This is a genomic window from Streptomyces sp. NPDC102270 (genome assembly GCF_044766405.1).
Lineage (GTDB): Bacteria > Actinomycetota > Actinomycetes > Streptomycetales > Streptomycetaceae > Streptomyces.
This window is the reverse complement of sequence record NZ_JBIWLX010000003.1, coordinates 380,260-401,001: the sequence shown is the minus strand read 5'-3', so window position 1 is coordinate 401,001 and position 20,742 is coordinate 380,260. Positions and strand designations below refer to the sequence as shown.

Below are 20,742 nucleotides of genomic sequence, written 5' to 3'. Positions count from 1 at the left end.
GGGTGGGGAACTGCACGGCACTCGCCTCCTTCCGCTGGTTCGGGGCGTGGCCGCTTACGCTACGGGATCTTCGTGAGCGGCGTCCATCGTTTTTCGCGGCGCGCGTCCGGTCCCGGGCCGCCGCTTAAACGGTCCTTAAGGCCGGGTTAAACGCCGTCCGCTCTGTATACCGCCGAGCCTTTGGTCCGTACCATCGACCCTCGTCCACATCCTGAGAGCGCTCTCAATTCTCCGAGGAGACCCCCCACATGACACCCCGTCACCAGCGCCATCTCGGGCGCCGCAAGGTCCTCTTCGCCCTCGGCGGGGCGATGGCCGCCGCGCCCGCTCTCGCCGCGCTGGCCCCCCACGCCCTCGCCGAGAGCAACGGCGCCTCGGCGACCGGCGCCCTGCCGCTGACCGTCGTCAACAACACCGGCGCGTTCGACAACGCGAACGTCCACGTCTACATCGTGGGCAACCAGGACGGCAGGCAGGTCCGTGTCACCCCGGACGGCAAGCTCGCTCCGGTCGCCCTCTCCGACAACGGCACCGACGGTTACACCGACTACGCGATAACCCTGGCCGGCAGTGGCGAGGCCAGCCTGTCCCTGCCCTACCTGTCCGGCCGGATCTACGTGTCCCTGGGCGCGAAGCTGAAGTTCAAGGTCGTCACCGACGGCAACGGCAACCCCGCCCTCCAGTACCCGGCCGGCTGGGTGACCTCGGACCCCAACTACCGGGTCCTGCACGACTGTGCGGAATTCACGTACAACTCGGCCGGCATGTTCTGCAACACCACCATGGTGGACATGTTCAGCGTGCCACTGAGCATCCGGCTGACCGGGGCACGGGACCAGACGACGGGCACCCTGCGCGTCTCCGGGCGGGCCGGTGCCTTCGCCGCCGTACGCCAGGTCCAGGAGTTCGCGTCGCTCGTCGTGGACGACACGCGGATCATCGCGCCCGGTCACGGTCTGGACGCCGGCCTGTTCCCGGCGGGCTACCTCGCGCCGTACATCGACGAGGTGTGGAGCACCTACACCGGCAGGGACCTGGCCGTCACCACGAACGCTGGGACCTTCACCGGGCGGGTGCGCGGCGACCGGCTCGTGTTCACCGGGCCCGCGCAGGTCTCCTTCGGCCGGCCCTCGACGCGGGACGTGCTCTTCTGCGACGGCGCGCTCGCCGCTCCCAACGACGGCACGACCGGGCCGGTCGCGGCAGTGCTCGGAGCCGGGTTCAACCGGTCGACGCTGGTGAGTTCCGCCGCGCAACCGACCACCGACCCCGCCACCTTCTACCGGACCGCGCTCACCAACCACTACGCCAAGGCCCTGCACGCGGCCACGGCGGACGGCAAGGCGTACGGCTTCGCCTTCGACGACGTGGCCGACTTCGCCTCCTACGTCCAGGACACGGCGCCGACCAGGATCCGACTGACACTCACCCCGTTCTAGAGACGGTTCGGGGTGCGGGGACCGGCGGGTCGTAGCAGCGTGGTGGTGTGAGCGGACTGCGCGACCGGGACCGGCGGAGCTGGCTGCGGGGCGCGCCGCCGCCGGGCTGGGTGCGGGCACTGCCCGCCGCGCTGCTGGCGGGGGTGTGCGTGGCGACCCTCGTGAGCCCCCATCCGCTCGACATCGGGTTCCTGCTGGGCGCCATCCCGCCGATGGCCGTGCTGTCGTACCCGCCGCTGGCCACCGCGGTGCTCGGGGCGCTGGTCCTGGTCGTGCTGAACGTGCCGGCGTTCCAGCTGAACGATCCGGGCAGCACGGATGTGCTGACCGTGGGCTTCGTCGCGGCGCTCAGTGTGGTCGTGTCGTACGTCCGCAGCCGGCGTGACGCCCAGCTGGTGACCGAGCGCGCGGTCGCGGAGGCAGCGCAGCGGGCCGTCGTGCCGCCGCTGCCCGAGCGGGTGGGAGGCGTGCGGTGTGCGGGGCTGTACCGGGCCGCGCAGCGCGGGACGCTGGTCGGGGGTGACTTCTTCGACGTACGGGAGGGTCCCTGCGGGGTGCGGGTGGTGATGGGCGATGTGCAGGGGCACGGGCTGTCGGCCGTCTCGACCGTCGCCTCGCTGCTGGGGGCCTTCAGGGAGGCTGTGCTGGACCGGCCGGATCTCGAGTCGGTGGCCGCGCGGCTGGACCGCAGGCTGGCGGTGGACTCCGCGGCCGTACGGCACTCGGAGCTGTTCGCGACGGCGGTGGTGCTGGAGTTCGGCGCCGGCGCTGCGGCCGTACGGATCGTGGCGTGCGGGCAGCCCGGCCCGGTCCTGCTGCGCGACCGGCGGGCCGTGGAACTGGACGTGCCGGTGGGCACCCCGCTCGGCCTGGGCGTGTCCGACGCCTCGCCGCCGACCGGGGTCACGGTCGCGCTGCACCCCGGCGACCGGCTCTTCCTGGCCTCGGACGGGGTCTGGGAGGCGCGGAACGCCGCCGGGGTGTTCTACCCGCTGCTCGACCGGATCGCCGGGTTCGCGGACGAGCCCCAGGATCTCGTCGAGCGGGTCTGGGCCGACCTTGTCCGCTACGCCCCCGCCCTGCAGGACGACGTCACGATGCTCGTTCTCGCGCCCGCTTCCCCCGAGTCCCGCTGACCGCCCCGTCCGCCTCCTGCTCCCCCTCGGCGTCGATGTGCGGGAGCATCCGGTCGAGCCAGTGGGGTGCCCACCAGGCGTGGCGGCCCAGCAGGGTCATGACGGCCGGGACCATGAGGAGCCGTACGACGGTCGCGTCGATCAGCACGCTCACCGCGAGGCCCAGTCCGAGCATCTTGACCACGATGTCGTCGCTGACGATGAAGGCCGCGAAGACGCTCACCATGATCAGTGCCGCGCAGGTGATGACCCGGGCAGTGATCTCCAGGGCGTGGGCCACGGAGGCCTTGGCGTCCCCGGTGCGCAGCCAGGCCTCGTGCACCCGGGAGAGCAGGAAGATCTCGTAGTCCATGCTCAGCCCGAAGATGATCGCGAACATCATCATCGGCACATAGCTCTCGATGGGCACCTTGCCGGAGACGCCGAGCGCGGGGCCGCCCCAGCCCCACTGGAAGACGGCGACGACGACGCCGTAGGAGGCGGCGATCGACAGGACGTTGAGGACGGCGGCCTTCAGGGCGACGAGCAGCCCGCGGAAGACCGCGAGGATGATGAGGAAGGCGAGGGCGACGACCACCCCGATGATCAGCGGCAGCCGACTGGAGACGATGTCGCGGAAGTCGACCTGGGCGGCGGTCGTGCCGGTGACGTACCCCTTGGCGTCGGTGCCGGAGACCGCGGCCGGCAAGGTGGTGTCCACGAGGCGGTTGGTGAGATCCGTGGTGCCGGCGTTCTGCGGGGACTGCTTGGAGTAGACGGTGGCGAGCAGGACGTCCCCGTCCTTGGTGGGCGTCAGCGAGGTCACCACGGCGGCCCCGGACACGCCGCCGAGGCTCTTCTGCGCCTGGGAGGACAGGGCCGAGCGCTGGGAGGACGGTACGGACGTCTGGTCGATGACGACGGTGAGCGGGCCGTTGGAGCCGGGACCGAAGGCGTCGGTCATCCGGTCGTAGGCCCGCCGGTCGGTGAACGAGGTGGGGTCGGCGCCGTCGCCGATGTGGCCGAGTTGGAGGGAGAAGACCGGGATGGCGAGGACGACGACGGCCGTCACGCCTGCGGCCAGGTATCGCCACGGCCGCCGCTCTACCCGCTGGGCATAGCGGTGCCACGTCCCCTGCGCCGTCTCGCCCTCGGCGGCGTTCGTCTCGGCGACCGGACGGCGCACCCGGTAGCGGTCGATCCGGGTGCCGGTCAGTCCCAGCAGGGCGGGGACCAGGGTCAGGGCACCCAGGACGGCGGAGACGACCGTGACGGCGGCGGCGAGCCCGAGTTTCGCGATGAACGAGACCCCGGACACGGACAGCCCCGCCAGGGCGATGATCACCGTGCAACCGGAGACCAGGACGGCCCGTCCGCTGGTGGCGGTGGCCCCACCGGCCGCGTGCACCGGATCCTTCCCGTCCATCAGGCTCTGCCGGTGGCGGGTGAGCTGGAAGAGCGCGTAGTCGATGCCGACGCCCAGGCCGATCATCGTGGCCAGGGTGGGCGAGACGGTCGCGAAGGTGAATGCCGCGGCCAGCAGGCCGAGGCAGGCGAGCCCCCCGATCACACTGATCAAGGCCGTCACCAGGGGGATTCCGGCGGCGATCACACTGCCGAAGCCGACGAGCAGGACGACGATCGCGACGGCGAATCCGATCAGCTCGCTCACCCGGTCGTCCGCGTCGGGGCGCGCGAGTTCGCCGAGCTGGCCGCCGTACTCGACGTCGACGCCGGCTGCCCGCAGGGGCTGTACGGCGTTGTCGACACCGTGGAGGTAGCCGTCGCCCAGGGTCGAGGGCTGCACGTCGAAGCGGACGGTGATGTAGGCCGTCTTCGCGTCCGACGACAGCGGCCCGACCTTCGAGGCGGGCACGGACAGCGGGTTCTGCACCGACAGGACGTGCGGCAGCTTCTGGAGATCGGTGACGGTCGTGGAGACCTGCGAGCCGAGCGAGGTGAGCGCCTTGTCACCGGTGTGGAGAACGATCTGGCTGCCGTACCCCCCGGCCGCCGGGTCGTGCTTCTTCAGGACGTCCTGGCCCTCCTGCGACTGGACGCCGGGCAGGGAGAAGTTGTCGGAGTACTCTCCGCCGAAGGACCGGTTCAGGGTCTGCAGGGCGACCAGGGCCACGAGCCAGGCCACCAGGACGATCACGAAGTGCCGGGCGCACCACTCGCCCAGTCTGCGCAGGGCGCCCTTGGGGTTGTTTCGCGTACGGGACATGGCATCGTCTTCCCTGCCGAACCCGATGGGGCAATACTCCCATTACACGGCTTTACGATCATCCGGGCATCCTGAGCATTCCGGGCGCTTCGGGATGCAGGGTCGGCCCGGGCGTTGAATGGTGATATCGGACCCGTTGACAGCACCGGGACCGCACAGCGACTCCGGATCCGAGGAGCAGAGATCATGCCGACGTCACAGCCCGACGTATCCGGGCCGTCCGAGGACCGCACCACCCCGGACGACCTGCTCCACGCCCGTACCGGCACCGAAGTCTCGCCGGAGGACCTCATCCTTGCCTCGGGCAAGGACATCACCCCGCACAGCCTCGAGTGGGCCCGGCGCAAGCTGGAGGCGGAGGGCCCGGCGGCGCTGGACAAACTGCTGCCCTGATCGAGGACTTACTCGTCGTCCTCGCCCTATCGAAACAGGCCCCGCGGCTGTCAGACTCCCGAGGGTGCCCGACTTCGACATGCTTGTCATCGGATCCGGTCCGGGTGGCCAGAAGGCCGCGATCGCCGCGGCCAAGCTGGGCCGCCGGGTCGCCGTCGTCGACCGCCCCGACATGGTCGGCGGGGTCTCCATCCACACCGGCACCATCCCCTCCAAGACCCTGCGCGAGGCGGTGCTGTACCTGACCGGCCTCACCCAGCGCGACCTCTACGGCCAGAGCTACCGGCTCAAGGAGGACATCACCGTCTCCGACCTGACCGCGCGCACCCAGCACGTGGTGGGCCGCGAGGTCGACGTGATCCGCAGTCAGCTCTCCCGCAACCACATCGCCCTCCACGCCGGCACCGGCCGTTTCGTGGATCCGCACACCATCGCCCTGCGCGAGGTCACCGGTCACGAACGGCTGCTCAGCGCCGAGCACATCGTCATCGCCACCGGCACCCGCCCGGCGCGGCCGGACAGCGTCGAGTTCGACGGCCGCACGATCATGGACTCCGACAACGTCCTCGCCCTCGAACGCGTCCCGCGCTCCATGGTCATCGTCGGCGCCGGGGTCATCGGGATGGAGTACGCCTCCATGTTCGCCGCGCTCGGCAGCAAGGTGACGGTCGTCGAGAAGCGGCCCGGGATGCTCGACATCTGCGACGTCGAGGTCATCGAGGCGCTGAAGTACCACCTGCGCGACCTCGCCGTGACGTTCCGGTTCGGGGAGACCGTCGCCGCGGTCGAACGCCACCCGCGCGGCACGCTGACCATCCTGGAGAGCGGCAAGAAGATCCCCGCCGACGCGGTGATGTACTCGGCCGGCCGGCAGGGTCTGACCGATGAACTCGACCTGGGCAAGGCCGGGTTGAGTGCCGACCGGCGCGGCCGGATCACGGTCGACGAGCACTACCGCACCGAGGTGGCGCACATCTACGCCGTCGGAGACGTGATCGGCTTCCCGGCGCTGGCGGCGACCGCCATGGAACAGGGCAGGGCGGCCGCCTACCACGCCTTCGGCGAGCCGGTCGGGCAGATGCACCGTCTGCAGCCCATCGGCATCTACACCATCCCGGAGATCAGCTTCGTCGGCCGGACCGAGGATCAACTCACCGAGGACAGCGTGCCCTTCGAGGTCGGCATCTCCCGTTACCGCGAGCTCGCCCGCGGCCAGATCATCGGGGACTCCCACGGCATGCTGAAGCTGCTGGTGTCCCCGGAGGACCGAACCCTGCTGGGGGTGCACTGCTTCGGCACCGGGGCCACCGAACTGATCCACATCGGGCAGACCGTGATGGGCTGCGGCGGCACGGTCGACTACCTGGTCGACGCGGTGTTCAACTACCCGACCCTCGCCGAGTCCTACAAGGTCGCGGCCCTGGACGCCACGAACAAGCTCCGTCAGATCGACCGGATCGGGGACTGACCCGCCTCAGAGTCGGTCGGGGTCCTCGACCACGTGCACCGCGGCCTCCTCCGCGCCGGCCGCGCCCGCGTCGATGCCCACGTCGGTGGCGACCTCGTCCTTCGTGGTCGTGGGGTGGGCGCCCTCGTCGGGGGCGACGAGGCGTCCGGCGCGGTCGGTGCCGGCCTGCGGGTCGACGGGTTCGCCCTCGCCGCCGGGCAGGTCGCCGATCTCGTCACCGAGGGGCTCGGTTCCCTCAGGAACCTCCTGGGCGAGGCGTTCGTCGAGGGTCTCACCCTCGTGCTGTTCGGCCGCGGTGGTGCCGTGCCGGGTGACACCGAGGGGCTTCTCCGGCGGCGAGTAGCCCTCGTCGAGGACGTCGTCGTAGGTCCGTTCGTCGACGGCGTCCTGGAGGTCGAGCGGGGACGCGTCCTCCTGCTCCTCGTTGGTTCCGGTGGGCTGGTAGGCGTCGTCGGCCATCGACTCGGCAGGTGTCGGTTCGGTGCCCATGGGCTGCCTCCCTCGCGCATCGCGTGCGGTTCCGTGTGTGTCCTGATCCGCGTTTCCCCGTATGCGCTCCCCAACCTCAAAAGACTGCCGGAGTAAGGCGTTCCACAGCCGGAAGGTTACCCCCCAGTTAATCTTGAAGGGTCAAGGAATAGGGCTATCATCACTCGCACACACGGAGTGACCGGTCGTCCACGCAGCGACCGTACGGTCCCCCGCACCACACCCCCTTGGTACCTCTCTACACCGACCCCTGCCCGAGGCCATCCCTCTCGCGGTCCGGGGCGGAGCCACCCCCCACCCCCTCTTGCGACGTACGGTCCCCTCCCCCGTGCGTCGTGCCCTATCGAAAGCAGCACAACCATGAGCATCAGCAGGGGCAGAGGGCTGCAGGCCAATGCCCTCGGTACCTTCGACACCGTGGTGATGGCCGTCGCGGGCAGCGCGCCGGCGTACTCGATCGCCGCGACCACCGCGGTTCTGGTCGGCTCGGTGGGCCTGGCCAGTCCGGCGGCGCTGCTGTACTGCGCGATTCCGATGCTGGGCATCGCGCTCGCGTTCAGCTATCTCAGCCGGATCGACGTGAACGCGGGAGCCAGTTACTCCTGGGTGGGCCGTACGCTCCATCCCTTTCTGGGGTTCGTCTCCGGCTGGGCGCTGGTGATCTCGGCGACCATCTTCATGGTGGCCGGCTCGCTGCCCGCCGGTTCCATGACACTGGCCCTCTTCGACCAGGACCTCGCGGACAACACCGCGCTGTCGACGGTCGTGGGCGCAGCCTGGTTCGTGCTGATGCTGCTCGTGGTGCTCGGCGGTGCCCGGCTCACCGTGCGCGCCCAGCTCGTCATGTCCGGTGTGGAGCTCGCGATACTGGCCCTGTTCGCGGTGCTCGCCCTCTTCCACACGGGCAACGCGCGCACCTTCGAGTGGTCCTGGCTGGGCTTCGGCCATTTCGACGGCATGTCCGGCTTCGCGTCGGGCGCGCTGATCGCCGCGTTCTACTACTGGGGCTGGGACGTCACCAGCAACCTGAGCGAGGAGACCCGCAACAGCCGCCGTACGACGGGACTCGCGGGCCTCATCGGCGTCGGCATCGTCTTCCTCCTCTTCGAGGTGTTCACCATCGCGGTGAACGTCATCCTCACCTCGAAGCAGATCGAGGACAACAACGCCAATGTCCTTGCCGTGCTGGGCGAGGAGATCTGGCCGGGCTGGGGCGGCAAGCTGCTGATCGTCGCGGTGATGCTGTCGACCATCGCCACCCTGGAGACCACGCTGATCCAGGTCACACGCTCGCTGTTCGCGATGGGCCGGGACCGTACGATGCCGTCCGCGCTGGGCCGGGTGCACCGCCGCTGGAACACCCCGTGGGTGGCGATCGTGGTGGTCGGCGGCGTGGCGCTGCTGATGTTCATCGCCTCCAACGCGCTGGGCTCGGTGGGCGACATCCTCTTGGACGCGATCTCGGCGATCGGTCTGCAGATCGCCGTCTACTACGGCCTCAGCGGCCTTGCGGTCGTCGTCGCGTACCGCAAGATGCTGCTGAAGTCTCCGACCGACTTCCTGCTCGGCGGGCTGTGGCCGCTGCTGGGTGCCCTGTTCATGTTCTGGATCTTCGTCGAGTCGCTGAGCGAGCTGAACACCGCCGCGATCACGATCGGCGTCGGCGGGCTGGCCGTGGGGCTGGTCCCGATGCTCTGGTACTGGCGGCGGGGCAGCGACTACTACCGGCCCGCGCGGCTTGACGCGAGCCGTACTGTCGAGGCGGACTACGTGCCCGACGGCGGAGAGTCCGGGCCCTCACTCGTCCACGAGGGTCTCCCCACCGACTTCTGAGGGGTTGTGCGATGGCGAGAGACCGTTTCGCCCCCGAGTTCGATCCCGACTGCGGCGACCTCCCGCTCACCAGCGCGCGCCAGGACATCGTCATCGGCCGCTGGCAGGGCCTGCGTGAACTGCTCGGTGCCACCGGCCCGGACTGGCTCTCGCGGGGCCACCGGGTGCGGGTGCTCGCCCAGACCTGCGCGGGCAGTTCGACGGTCGAGTCGTGGCTCGCGGCGGAGCCGTACAGCGGGGACGCACTGGTGCTGCGGGCGGCCACCGAGACGGCCAGGGCGTTCAACCTGGCCATCGCCGCGGGCCGGGGTGTGCCGATCGACCAGCGGCGCGTGGACGCCGCGGTGATGGCCTGTCTTCAGGCGGCGGAGGCGTTCGTGGACGACCCGACGCCGTGGATCTCCCTGATCTCGGTGGCCAGGCTGTACCCGGCCGGGGTGCGGCGCCAGGAACTGGGGCGCTGGTGGGACGAGTTGCACGGGCGCGACCCGTACAGCGTCGAGGGCCACCTCCAGGTGCTGCACTACTACTCGGCCCGCTGGCACGGGTCGAACGGCCTGATGTACGACTTCGCCCGCGACGCGGCCGGCGTGGCGCCGCCGGGTTCGGCGCTGCCGGTGCTGGTGCAGTACGCGCGGGTCGAGGAGTACCGGACCGCGACGGACGCCGCCGAGGACAGACGCACGTCCGTGGGTCTGGGGCAGCACTGGAAGAACGACGGCGCCATCAGTGACGTACGGCGCACCTTCCAGCGCTGGATCGTGGGCCGCGCCGACCGCACCGTGGCACCCGGCGAGCTGCGTGACCTCAACTACCTGGCCCACGCGGCCTGCCACGCGGGCCTCCCGGAGGTCGCCGTCCCGCTCCTGCGCATGCTGGACCGCCGGGGCACCCGCACTCCGTGGTCGTACACCGGCGATCCGGAACAGCAGTTCACCAAGTGGCGCAAGGAGTTCAAGGTACGGGCCTGAGCATGGCCGGCAGGGTCAGCCGCCGGCCCGCTCCCCCGCCAGTCCGGCCGTCCACTTCTCCTCGATCCGGCCGACCTTCCACACCACCAGGGCGACGATCCACGTGGCGAAGAACAGGCCGACGATGACGAAACCGAGGAGGTTGAGGTCGAGGCCGCTGATCCAGGTCCAGAAGGGGCCGTGCAGGTCCAGTCTGTCGGCCAGCAGGCCCAGGAGTTCGGCCGTGCCGATGAGGAGGGCCACCGCGACGGACAGGCCGGTGATCGTGAGGTTGTAGTAGACCTTGCGGACCGGCTTCGAGAACGCCCAGCCGTAGGCGAAGTTCATGAAGGAGCCGTCGATCGTGTCCAGGAGGGACATGCCGGCCGCGAAGAGGACCGGCAGGGTGAGGATCGCGTACCAGGGCAGCCCGGAGGCCGCGCCCGACCCGGCCAGGACCAGCAGCGCGATCTCCGTCGCCGTGTCGAAGCCGAGGCCGAAGAGCAGGCCGAGGGGGTACATCTGCCACGGCTTGGTGATCGACTTCATGACACGGCCGAGCAGGCGGTTCATGAAGCCGCGGTTGTTCAGCTGTTCCTCCAGCGCGGCCTCGTCGTAGCGGCCGGTGCGCATCCGCCGGAACACCTTCCAGATGCCCACCAGGACGACCAGGTTGACCGCGGCGATCAGATAGAGGAACGCGCCCGAGACGGTCGTACCGATCAGCGCGGTCACGTCGTGGAGGCGGGAGTCGTCGTCGCGCACCGGTCCCGTGAGGGCCTTCACCCCGAGCGAGAGCAGCAGCGCCAGGACGAAGACGACGCTGGAGTGGCCGAGCGAGAACCAGAAGCCCACCGACAGCGGCCGCTGCCCCTCCCCCATCAGCTTGCGGGTGGTGTTGTCGATCGCCGCGATGTGGTCGGCGTCGAAGGCGTGCCGCATCCCGAGCGTGTAGGCGGTCACCCCGATGCCGATGCCGAAGGACTTCTCGCCGACGCCGTAGTGGTGCGGGGCGACGATCGCGACGAGGGTGAACCAGCCGATGACGTGCAGCGCCACCACCACCGCGGCCATGCCGCCCGCCCTGGCCCACTCCTGCCGCGTCATGGAGCCACGGACGCGGTGCCATACCGAGCCCCTCGCGGGGACGGTGGCGGGGAGGAGGTGCGGAGCGGGGTCAGGGGCGGCCGTCATAGGGCGGAGGATCCTCTTCGGTGGGCACGGCCGCGTTCAGCAGCCTTGCGCCATCCTGCAGTACCTGCAAGTGATGTGCAGTAAAGCCCGTGGCAGGTCTTTTCCACGACTGGGGAAAGTCCCCTGTCAGGGCTTCGCGCCGGGCCCGTGCGCGCGCACGTTCGGCGCCACGTGGATGTCCATCCCGGCGGCGGGCAGGGTGCGCCAGTCGCGGGCGTAGGCGGGCGGCGCGCCACCGTGCCGGGTGAGGACGGCGACGGGCTTACGGCGGGATGCCCCGACGATCCGCGACTCGGTGCTGTTGGTGTTGGGGCCGAGCGCCGCCGCCGAGGTGCACCCGGCGTAGAACGCGACGGGGACCGACAGGTGGCCGGTGAGCAGACAGGGCGGGCGCACCCCGAGGCGGTTCAGCTCGGCCGCGGTGTCGGCCCAGTCGCGGTGGTGGCCCGTGGTGCGGTCAACCGTGCGCTCCAGCACGGCGTACTGCACCGCCAGGTGGCCCGCGAGACCGATCGCGAGGAAAACCGCCGCCACCGGACGCCACCGGCCGGCCGGAGTGGTCGCGAGGTGGAACAGGGCGTCGGCGACCGGGATCGCCACCAACGCGTAGGCGGGCAGCAGGAAGCGCGGGGCCGCGTACCCGATCAGGAAGAGGTAGGGCACGGCGGCCGTCGTGGCGCAGGCCAGCGTGACGAGGGTGACGCGCGTGCGCCGGGCCCGGACCGCGACCACCAGTCCGAGGACGGCCAGCAGCGGCAGGACGGCCCACCAGGCCATGACGGCGGGATCGGGCAGCGGCCCGGTGCAGGGGCGGCACAGCGCCCGGCCGCCCAGGCTGCGCAGTTGGTCGTCGACGGCGAACTGCGGGCCGAGCCCGCCCTGGATACGGGAGCCCTCGTGCAGGCGCTCGGCCAGACCGCCGTAGCTGACGTACGCCTCGATCACCCACTGCGCACCGCCCGCCACCAGTCCGGCCACGAGGGCGAGGGCGGCCCGCGGGCGGCGGCCGACGGCGGCGGTGACGAGCAGCGGGAGGGTGACCCACACCGCGTCGGTGGGCCGCATCCACGCCATGAGGCAGGCACCTGCCGCTACTCCCCACAGGGCCCTCGGGTGCTCTCGGGCCCGCAGGAAGCAGCCGACAGCGCCCAGTCCCCCGACGGCGACCCAGTAGTTGGGCATGGCCTGGGGACCGTAGAACAGGGTGATCCACAGGGAGGCGAACAGGGCGCCGCCGACCGCGAGGACGCGGGCCGGGAAGAGGCCGCGCCAGGCGCGCAGCGCCAGGTAGAGGCCGAGGCCGGACAGCACGGCGAGATAGACGCGCAGGAGTTCCGTCGAGGTCGACCAGCTCGCGATCGGCGCCACCAGCAGGGAGACGCCGCGGGCGCGCGGGGCGCTGAAGAAGGCGGCCGGGGCCTGGGCGCCGACCTGGCTGACGTACACGGTCTCGTCCCAGCCGAGGCCCATCCCGGGCCGCACCAGGGCGAGTTGGGCCAGGGTGAAGGCGGCGGCCACCGCCGCAATCAGCCGGTTGCCGCGCGCCCGCAGGGACACCTCGGAGGCGACCGGCGGTGTGCGTCGGTCGCCTCCGAGGAGCAGGGCGCTTTCGCCGTGGGCCATCGTCCTCGTCCACCCCTCACCCCGTATGCCGCGGGGACTTGGTCCAATCCACAAAGGCAGGGACAACCTAACCCGCGGCACAGGAGGGTGCAGGACGGGGTTCGGCCAAGCGGTGCCCGTCCGGTTCGCCCGCCCGGGTCAGCGGGCGTGCGGGGCGCGGTGCGGGGGCTGGTTCGGGGCCGGTCGGTCCTGCGGTGCCGGGACGGGACGGACGACCGGATCGTCGCCGTTCAAGGTGAGCGGGGTGCCGTGGTGACGGATCGTCAGGGGAGCTCCCGACATCAGGGTGTACGTCGCCTTGTCCGGGCCGATCTCCACCCGCAGGCAGCGGCCGAGGAGCTGGAGGTTGAAGGCGAGGCGGCTGAGCCGCTCCGGCAGCCGGGGTGCGAAGCGGAGGGAGGCGCCGTCGCGGCGCAGCCCGCCGAAACCTGCGACCAGGGCCGTCCAGGTGCCGGCGAGGGAAGCGATGTGGAGTCCGTCGCGGGTGTTGTTCTCCAGGTCGGCGAGGTCCATCAGCGCCGCCTCGCCCGTGTAGGCGTAGGCGAGCGACAGGTGTCCGGCGCGGGCGGCGACGACCGCCTGGACGCAGGCCGACAGGGAGGAGTCCCGTACGGTCAGGGGTTCGTAGTAGGCGAAGTTGCGGGCGATCTGCTCCTCGTCGTGGAACTCCTCGAACCAGCCGCTGCACAGGTACATCGCCAGCACCAGGTCGGCCTGTTTGACAACCTGTTTGCGGTAGATGTCGAAGTAGGGGAAGTGCAGCATCAGCGGGTACTGGTCGGCACGGGTGCTGCCGAAGTCCCAGCGCTGGTGGCGGGTGAAGCCCGCGTCCTGTTCGTGCACGCCGAGTTCGTGGTTGTAGGGGATGTGCACGGCCTCGGCGGAGTCCCGCCAGGCGGCGCTCTCCTCCTCGTCGACGCCGAGCGCGGCGGCCTGCTGCGGATGCCGGCCGCAGGCTTCGGCGGCCGCGAGGAGGTTCGCGCGGGCCATGAGGTTGGTGTACGTGTTGTCGTCGACGACCGCGCTGTACTCGTCGGGTCCGGTGACACCGTCGATGTGGAAGACGCCGTGGTGGTCGTGGTGGCCCAGCGAGCGCCACAACCGGGCCGTCTCCACGAGGAGTTCGAGACCGGTTTCGCGTTCGAACTCGGTGTCCCCGGTGGCCTCGGTGTAGCGCACGACGGCGTCCGCGACGGCGGCGTTGACATGGAAGGCGGCGGTGCCCGCGGGCCAGTACGCCGACCCTTCCGAGCCGTCGATGGTCCGCCACGGGAAGGCGGCGCCCTTCAGGCCGAGTTGCGCGGCGCGCTCGCGGGCGGCGGGCAGCGTCTTCTGCCGCCAGCGCAGGGCCTCGGACACGGCACGGGGCTCGGTGTAGGTGAGCAGGGGCAGGACGAAGGTCTCGGTGTCCCAGAAGGCGTGTCCGTCGTAGCCGGAACCGGTCAGTCCCTTGGCGGGAATGGCCCGTTCCTCCGCGCGGGCGCCTGCCTGGAGCACATGGAAGAGGGCGAAGCGGACCGCCTGCTGGATCTCCTCGTCGCCGCCGACCTCGACATCGGCACGGGCCCAGAAATCGTCGAGGTAGGACCGCTGTTCGTCCAGGAGTCCGTCCCAGCCGCTGTGGGCCGCGGCCGCGAGTGCCGCGTCGACCTGGTCGCTCATCGCGGGCCGGGAGCGGGCCCCGGACCAGCCGTGGGCGACCAGCTTCTGCACCCGCAGCCGCTGTCCGGGCTCCAGGACGGAGGTGACGGTCAGCCGCGCCAGGTCGATCGTCTCCTCGCTGCTCGTGGTGGTGCGCTCGGGTCCTTCGATCACGTGGTCGGCGGCCACCGCGACCCTCAGTTTGCTCTGCCGGGTGCGGTGCACGAGCCGCAGCCGGGTGCCCTCGGCGTAGCCCTCCTCGTGCTCCAGCGGCGACTTCAGGGCCTTGGAGGCGCGCGGGTCGCCGTTGGGTCCGGGCAGGCTCTCGTTGGTGACCAGCTCGGACTGGATCACCACCCGGGTGCGGCTGTCGACGGGCTCCACCTCGTAGGACACGGCGGCGACCGCCCGCTGCGTGAGCGAGACGAGCCGGGTCGAGCGCACCCGGATCCGCGATCCCGCCGGCGAGATCCACTCGCAGGACCGCTCGAGGACGCCCCGGCGCAGGTCGAGGGTGCGTTCGTGGGCCACCAGACGGCCGTAGCGCAGGTCGAAGGGCTCGTCGTCGACGAGGAGCCGCACGATCTTGCCGTTGGTGACGTCGATGACGCTCTGGCCGGACTCCGGATAGCCGTAGCCGGCCTCGGCGTACGGCAGCGGGTGCAGTTCGTGGACACCGTTGAGGTAGGAGCCGGGCAGGCCGTGCGGTTCGCCCTCGTCGAGGTTGCCGCGCCAGCCGACATGGCCGTTGGACAGGGCGAACACGGACTCGCTCTGCGCCAGGACGTCGAGGTTCAGGTCGGTCTCGCGGACGGCCCAGGGCTCGACGGTGTAGGAACGCTGGGTGATCACGTGTGTCCTCCCAGCTCGGCGAGGCCCTTCACGACGATGTCCGCGCCGTGCTCGTACAGGGCGTCGGCCTGTCCGACGCGGTCGAGGCCGACGACGTATCCGAAGCCTCCGGCGCGGCCCGCGTCCATGCCGGCGAGGGCGTCCTCGAAGACGGCGGAGCGGGGTGCGTCCAGGCCCAGGTCCTGGGCGGCGGCGAGGAAGGTGTCGGGGCGCGGCTTGCCGGGCAGGCTGCGCTCGGCCGCGACCACGCCGTCGATGCGTACGTCGAAGAGGTCCTCGGCGTCGATGGCGCGCAGCACGTCACGGCAGTTCGCGCTGGAGGAGACGATCGCGGTGCGCAGACCCTGGGCGCGGGCCGCCCGGATGTAGGCCAGGGTGTCGTCGTAGGCCTCGACGCCGTCCGTGCGGATCTTCTCCAGGACGAGGGCGTTCTTGCGGTTGCCGAGGCCGTGGACCGTCTCCGCGCCCGGTGGATCGTCGGGATCGCCGTCCGGCAGTTCGATGTCGCGGGAGGCGAGGAAGGTGCGCACACCGTCGGCCCGCGGCAGACCGTCGACGTACTTGTCGTAGTCGTGGTCGTCGAATGGCCGGAAGTGTTCGCCCTCGCGTTCACGCAGGAACGCGTCGAACATCTCCTTCCACGCGGCCGCGTGCACGACGGCCGTCCTGGTGACGACCCCGTCGAGGTCGAACAGGCAGGCCTTGATCTCTTCTGGCAGACCGAGCTCCTTCATACAGAACCCGGTTCCCTGCCAGACGCCCGGTCAACAGGTGGATTCACTCGTGCGGGAAGGAATGGTGCTCGTGGGCCACCAGCCAGCGGCCGCGCTCCTTGCGCAGACCGAAGGTGAGCCTGAGCCGGAAGCCGGGGTGGGCGGCGAGTTCCTCCGGGGTGGCGCAGCGCACCAGGGCGTGGGCGTAGGCGACGTCCGTGCCCGCGGTGATGTGCAGGGACTCGATGTCGAAGCAGGCGCCCTGGGCCTGCCACGCGAAGACGGGCGGCCAGGCCGCCCGGTAGGCGGCGAGGCCCCGGATGCCGTGGTGGAGCGGCGCCACGTCGAACATCACGATGTCCTGGGCATGGCCGGCGATCACACCCGCGAGGTCGCCGCGGTGGACGGCCGCGGCCCACCCGGTGATGAGGGCGCGGATCTGCGCCTCGTCGTCGAAGTCATGGGGCACTGGCTGTCCTCCTCTCTCCCTTTCCGCATCCAGGGTGCCTGGCCGGTCCGGCTTCGCCGAATGACAGACTCGGAGTGTGCCGCTGACCTTTGACGACCTTGTGACCCGCGCCCGCTCCCTCACCGAGCACGGAGGACGGGCCGTCCTCGGCATCTCCGGCTCCCCCGGCGCGGGCAAGACGACCCTCGCCGAGCACCTGGTGCGGGCGCTCAACGGCTTCGGAGAGCCCTGGGTGGCGCACGTGCCCATGGACGGCTTCCACCTCGCCGACGTGGAGCTGGACCGGCTCGGTCTGCGCGACCGCAAGGGTGCGCCCGAGACCTTCGACGCCGCCGGGTACGCGGCGCTGCTGCGGCGGCTGCGCGAGGAGAGCGACGGGGACATCGTGTACGCGCCGGGTTTCGAGCGGGTGCTGGAGCAGCCGATCGCCGGGGCGATCCCGGTGCCGCCGACGGCCCGTCTGGTGGTGACCGAGGGCAACTACCTGCTGCTGGACACCGGCGTCTGGACGCGGGTCGGGCCCGCCCTGGACGAGGTGTGGTTCTGCGAACTGGACGAGGACGAGCGGGTGCGCCGGCTGGTGGCCCGGCACGAGGAGTTCGGCAAGAGCCACGAGGAGGCGGTGGCCTGGGTGGAGCGCTCGGACCAGCGCAACGCGCAGCTGGTGGCGGGCACCCGGGAGCGGGCCGACCTGGTGGTGCCGTGCCTGGACGTGGGCGTGTGAGGGGGAAAGGGTTCCGGCTCCTGGCCCGGCCCTTCCTCCCTTCCCTCACGCCTCAGCAGGCCGACAGTGTCAGTTCCGGCTCTCCGTGGGCGTCGCCCGCCGGGTCGCCGATCCTTGCCGTGAAGGCCTCGGTGCGTACCGTCAGTCCGCCGCCGTCCCGGGCGAAGGCCGCCGTGAGAGGGGCGGTCCCGGGGCCGTAGCGCACGGCGAAGACGTGCAGGTCCTCCGGCGCGTCCGGGACGGGGTCCGCCTCCAGGGCCGTGGAGCTGACCAGGTGGCTCCAGCCCTCGTCGGGGTTGCCGTAGCCACGGGGGTCGGCTGCCAGGGCGAAGGCCGCCTGCTCCTGGGTGGTCTCCAAGCGGGCGTCGAAGTGGTCGATGCCCTCCCTCTCGGGGTGCGTCAGCCGCAGGGCGCCCACCGCGCTCACCTCGCCCTCGGCCGTCCGGCGCACCTGGTCGCCGTCGTCCTCGGCGTACGGCAGCCCGGCCAGGAGGTAGGGCGTGCCGGGGAGGCGTTCGACGGTGACCGTGGTCCACAGGCTGGTGCCGTCGGTGACGTACAGGGACTGGAGGTGGCGCAGGACGTGGTCGCGCCCGACGACCGGCTTGGTGACCAGCTTGGCCGCGAGGCCGTCGGTGCGCACGTCGCGCACCCGGACCTCGCCCATGGGACGGCAGAACAGGAAGCCGTCGACGACCGGACCGAAGCCGTGGTGGCGGTTGACGGCCGCGGGCAGGTAGTAGGTGCCCGCCGCCTCCACGACCGCCGGTGTCATCCGGGAGTCGAAGGCCACCGAGACGCCGCCGGCCCGCAGTTGGTGGCGGGCGGTCGCCGTGGACGGCTTCCGGTGCCAGCGGGTGGTGTCCTGGATCTGCCAGACCAGCATCCAGGCGAAGTGACCGTCCACTCCGCCGTCCGCCTTGACCGCGTGCCGGGCCCAGCGGCTGTCGCCCCGGTAGCGGCCGAGGTCGGCGCCGATGCGGGCACCGAAGTAGCGCAGGCCGAGGACCGACTCGAACGCGGAGTGCTGCTCGCTGTAGCGCGGGCCGCCGTTGTCGTAGCCGCCGCCCGTCAGGCGGGCGTCGATGTAGCGGGCCAGGGTGTCGCCGTCCTCGGCGAAGATCTCCTCGCCGCTGATCCGGTGGGCCTGGGCGAGGAAGGACAGGGAGATCGGGCCGTAGTTGTTGTCGTAGGCGCCGCCGTGCTCGGGGGGCAGGGCCGCGCCGCGGTCCTCGACCCGGTGCGCGTGGATCTCGTCCCGGTACAGCCGAAGGGCGCGCGCACGGACCGACTCGGCCTCCGGGCCCGGCAGATGGGCCGCCAGCATCAGGCCGCCGACCACACAGCCGATCGCCTGGTTGCCGGCTTCCTGCGGGTTGAAGAAGGTCGCCTCGGTCAGCCAGCGCCAGTATCCGCGGGCCACGTCGAGGAGTTCGGCGCGCTGTTCGTCGTCGACGAGCCCCTCGGCCGCGTCCAGGACGTTGACCGCCTGGAGCAGCGCCCACACCGTGCTCGGCCAGTCACCGATGGGGTGGGCGCCCGCCGCCAGGGTGTAACGGGCGTACGGCAGACGGAAGTTGCGCACCTTCAGGTTCGGGTACCCAGGGTTGTCGTCGGTGTACACCCGCTCGCGCAGATGGAAGGCGAGGCTGCGGCCGACCGCCTCCGGCAGCCTCGGGTCCTTGCTCCGCTGCCAGGCGAACGCCAGCAGGGAGGTGATGCCGAGCGAGGTGTCGCCGATGTCGTCCACGCACTCGGGGTGTTCGAGGTTGCCCTCGGGCGTCAGCCGGGCGAGGGCCTGCTCGACGACGTCGGCGAGGACGGTGTCGTACGCCTCCGGGGTGTCCGGAAGGTCGTGCAGCGGGCCGCGCTGGTGCGTGAGGTGCACGGGATCAGTCCTTCATGCCTGAGAGGTGGCGCGCAGGGTGAGGGTCAGTGTCTGCGGTCCGTGCCCGCCGAGGTAGACCCGGTTTCCGGTCGTCGCGTCGGTGCCGCCCACCACGGTGTAGTCCTGCCCGGGGTCGTAGCGCAGTACGTCGCTCCGGTCCGGTCCGGCGAGCGGTTCGCCCGTCTCGACGGCGGCCTCGACCCGGATCTCGTCGTCGCCGACGCGGTAGGTCAACGGCTCGGTCGTCAGGCACCAGCTTCCGTCGCCGAGCGGTACGGCACCCTGTGGCTCGCCGCCCGGCCGGAAGGTCAGTTCGAGGGCCCAGGGCACCGATGGGCCGCTGATGTCGATCCGCAGGTCGGCCCCGTCCTCCCGCAGGTCGACCTCGACTCGGGTCGTGTGGGAGATCTCGTCCTGAGGGCGGTCGGGGAAGGCCATCGCCGCGGAGAAGCGGCCCTCGTCCACCAGGCGGTAGGCGCCGTCGTCGCGCCTCAGGTCCTTCGGGAGCGGCTGGTAGTAGGCGGTTGTGAGGGTTTGGGTGAGCCGGTACCGGTTGTCGGCGAGCTGTTCCATGTCGTCGGCACGGAACGGGCCCAGGTCGAAGAACACCCGCGAGAGGCGGACCGCGTCGAGGACGGCGGCACCGGCGAACATGCGCAGGAAGGTGGGGTTGCAGGCGAGGCCCGAGCGGATGCGCCGGTGCTCGGGCACGTCGGAGCCGCCGTACACGACGGTGTGCGCGGTGGCCGAGGCGTGTGCGGCGAGGCGGGCGGTGGTGAGGTACCTGGCGCGGGTCAGGGTCTCGGGGGCCGGTGCGGGCAGTGGGCGGCACAGGTCCGGGGTGAGGAGGGTCTCGGCGAGCAGGTCGGGGTCGTCGATGCCACCGGCGGCCGCCAGATGCGCGGCCCGGCTGAAGTCGCCTCGGCCGGTGCGGATCGCGAGCAGCCGGTAGTGCGGCAGGTACGGCCACAGCGGGAACGAGAGCTTCTGGTCCTGGCGGCGCGAGTGGACGGTCTCCACCGTGCCGTCCGGCCTGATCAGGTCCAGGGTCGTGGTGAGGTTGCGTTCGACGGCGTCCAGCAGCTCGGTACGCCCGAGCACCTCGGCCAGCGACAGCAGCGACGGGTTGGTCACGAGGGCCGCGTAGACGGCGCTGCGCTCCGAGTACAGGCCCTCCGCGTCGATGTCGACGCCCTCGGAGAGCCATTCCTCGGCGCGGTCGAGGAGCCGGTCGTCGGGGAACGACCGGTGCAGCCGGGCGAGCGCCGCGCTCAGCTCCCAGCGGTGGTTCGGGGTATGCACGCCACCGGTCAGGAGACTGTCCGCGGCGGCGCCGGCGATCTCGGCGAGCGCGGCCGTGACCTCGCGCAGTTCCTGCCCCGCGCCGGTGGCGAGGACGTGCGCGTCGCACACGTCGTTGACGGTGAACGCGGAGTCCGGCGGCGACTGCACGTTGTCGCCGCCGGCGAAGAGACCGGTGGGGGTCTGGGCGGCCCGCAGGGCGCGCAGGTGGGTCGTCGCGGCGGCGACGGCCTGCCCGCTGCCGTGCAGGGCCGAGTCCGGGGAACGGTATGCCGCGACCAGGGTCTTCACCCGGCGCGCCAGATCACGGTGCGGCACACCGGCGGGTTCCTCGTCGGGGCGGGCCGCCAGCGGGACGGCCTGCCGGTCGGCGGCGCGGGCCACCGACCGGACGAACTCGTGGTCGAGCGGGCTGGGCACGG

General features: G+C 71.3%; 16 protein-coding genes. 7 read left to right on the top strand and 9 right to left on the bottom strand.

Features of this window, described 5'->3' with window-relative positions; genetic code table 11:
• Positions 1 to 248 precede the first annotated feature (248 nt).
• The gene (locus ACIRP7_RS07210; RefSeq protein WP_403654918.1) at positions 249 to 1,439 is read left to right on the top strand and encodes a glycoside hydrolase family 64 protein; all 1,191 of its coding nucleotides are present in this window, start codon (positions 249 to 251) and stop codon (positions 1,437 to 1,439) included.
• 56 nt (positions 1,440 to 1,495) lie between these two features.
• Complete coding sequence (locus ACIRP7_RS07205; protein ID WP_403655142.1) at positions 1,496 to 2,575, top strand: PP2C family protein-serine/threonine phosphatase; 1,080 nt, start codon at positions 1,496 to 1,498, stop codon at positions 2,573 to 2,575.
• Here the strand turns inward: ACIRP7_RS07205 and ACIRP7_RS07200 are convergent.
• A complete protein-coding gene (locus ACIRP7_RS07200; protein ID WP_403654916.1) occupies positions 2,532 to 4,781 on the bottom strand; it encodes an MMPL family transporter in 2,250 nt (749 codons plus the stop codon). The two genes, ACIRP7_RS07205 and ACIRP7_RS07200, sit on opposite strands and share 44 nt — an antisense overlap.
• Before the next feature lie 186 nt (positions 4,782 to 4,967).
• Between ACIRP7_RS07200 and ACIRP7_RS07195 the strand changes: the two genes are divergently transcribed.
• Both ACIRP7_RS07195 and sthA read left to right on the top strand, forming a co-directional pair.
• Positions 4,968 to 5,174, top strand: a complete 207-nt coding sequence (locus ACIRP7_RS07195) for a hypothetical protein (RefSeq protein ID WP_352385026.1) — start codon at positions 4,968 to 4,970, stop codon at positions 5,172 to 5,174.
• Positions 5,175 to 5,238: 64 nt separating this feature from the next.
• Positions 5,239 to 6,642, top strand: a complete 1,404-nt coding sequence (gene sthA / locus ACIRP7_RS07190) for a Si-specific NAD(P)(+) transhydrogenase (protein WP_403654914.1) — start codon at positions 5,239 to 5,241, stop codon at positions 6,640 to 6,642.
• A gap of 6 nt (positions 6,643 to 6,648) precedes the next feature.
• On the opposite strand, the gene ACIRP7_RS07185 is transcribed toward sthA, so the two are convergent.
• On the bottom strand, positions 6,649 to 7,131 hold the full coding sequence (locus tag ACIRP7_RS07185) for a DUF5709 domain-containing protein (protein ID WP_403654912.1): 483 nt from the start codon (positions 7,129 to 7,131) through the stop codon (positions 6,649 to 6,651).
• Between the two features lie 360 nt (positions 7,132 to 7,491).
• Here ACIRP7_RS07185 and ACIRP7_RS07180 point away from each other — a divergent pair, with 360 nt between their 5' ends.
• Positions 7,492 to 8,964 carry an APC family permease gene (locus ACIRP7_RS07180; RefSeq protein WP_403654910.1) on the top strand — a complete coding sequence of 491 codons (1,473 nt, stop codon included), beginning with the start codon at positions 7,492 to 7,494 and terminating at the stop codon, positions 8,962 to 8,964.
• Between the two features lie 11 nt (positions 8,965 to 8,975).
• The gene (locus ACIRP7_RS07175) at positions 8,976 to 9,935 is read left to right on the top strand and encodes a hypothetical protein (protein ID WP_403654908.1); all 960 of its coding nucleotides are present in this window, start codon (positions 8,976 to 8,978) and stop codon (positions 9,933 to 9,935) included.
• 15 nt (positions 9,936 to 9,950) lie between these two features.
• On the opposite strand, the gene ACIRP7_RS07170 is transcribed toward ACIRP7_RS07175, so the two are convergent.
• The 5 genes from ACIRP7_RS07170 to ACIRP7_RS07150 form a co-directional block, all read right to left on the bottom strand.
• On the bottom strand, positions 9,951 to 11,108 hold the full coding sequence (locus ACIRP7_RS07170; protein ID WP_403654906.1) for a HoxN/HupN/NixA family nickel/cobalt transporter: 1,158 nt from the start codon (positions 11,106 to 11,108) through the stop codon (positions 9,951 to 9,953).
• Between the two features lie 126 nt (positions 11,109 to 11,234).
• A complete protein-coding gene (locus tag ACIRP7_RS07165; RefSeq protein WP_403654904.1) occupies positions 11,235 to 12,731 on the bottom strand; it encodes a hypothetical protein in 1,497 nt (498 codons plus the stop codon).
• A 138-nt stretch (positions 12,732 to 12,869) separates the two neighbouring features.
• On the bottom strand, positions 12,870 to 15,224 hold the full coding sequence (locus tag ACIRP7_RS07160) for a glycoside hydrolase family 65 protein (RefSeq protein ID WP_403654902.1): 2,355 nt from the start codon (positions 15,222 to 15,224) through the stop codon (positions 12,870 to 12,872).
• Positions 15,221 to 15,958 (bottom strand): beta-phosphoglucomutase family hydrolase, encoded by a 738-nt coding sequence (locus tag ACIRP7_RS07155; protein ID WP_403654900.1) that lies wholly within the window; start codon positions 15,956 to 15,958, stop codon positions 15,221 to 15,223. The genes ACIRP7_RS07160 and ACIRP7_RS07155 overlap by 4 nt, the downstream gene beginning before the upstream one ends.
• 43 nt (positions 15,959 to 16,001) lie before the next feature.
• Positions 16,002 to 16,406, bottom strand: a complete 405-nt coding sequence (locus tag ACIRP7_RS07150) for a YybH family protein (protein ID WP_403654898.1) — start codon at positions 16,404 to 16,406, stop codon at positions 16,002 to 16,004.
• Between the two features lie 76 nt (positions 16,407 to 16,482).
• Here ACIRP7_RS07150 and ACIRP7_RS07145 point away from each other — a divergent pair, with 76 nt between their 5' ends.
• Positions 16,483 to 17,130 carry a nucleoside/nucleotide kinase family protein gene (locus tag ACIRP7_RS07145; protein ID WP_403654896.1) on the top strand — a complete coding sequence of 216 codons (648 nt, stop codon included), beginning with the start codon at positions 16,483 to 16,485 and terminating at the stop codon, positions 17,128 to 17,130.
• Between the two features lie 52 nt (positions 17,131 to 17,182).
• Here the strand turns inward: ACIRP7_RS07145 and ACIRP7_RS07140 are convergent, their stop codons facing one another.
• Complete coding sequence (locus ACIRP7_RS07140; protein WP_403654894.1) at positions 17,183 to 19,018, bottom strand: hypothetical protein; 1,836 nt, start codon at positions 19,016 to 19,018, stop codon at positions 17,183 to 17,185.
• Between the two features lie 12 nt (positions 19,019 to 19,030).
• Entirely contained in the window at positions 19,031 to 20,740 is a 1,710-nt protein-coding gene (locus ACIRP7_RS07135; protein ID WP_403654892.1) for a hypothetical protein, read from the bottom strand.
• Positions 20,741 to 20,742 lie beyond the last annotated feature (2 nt).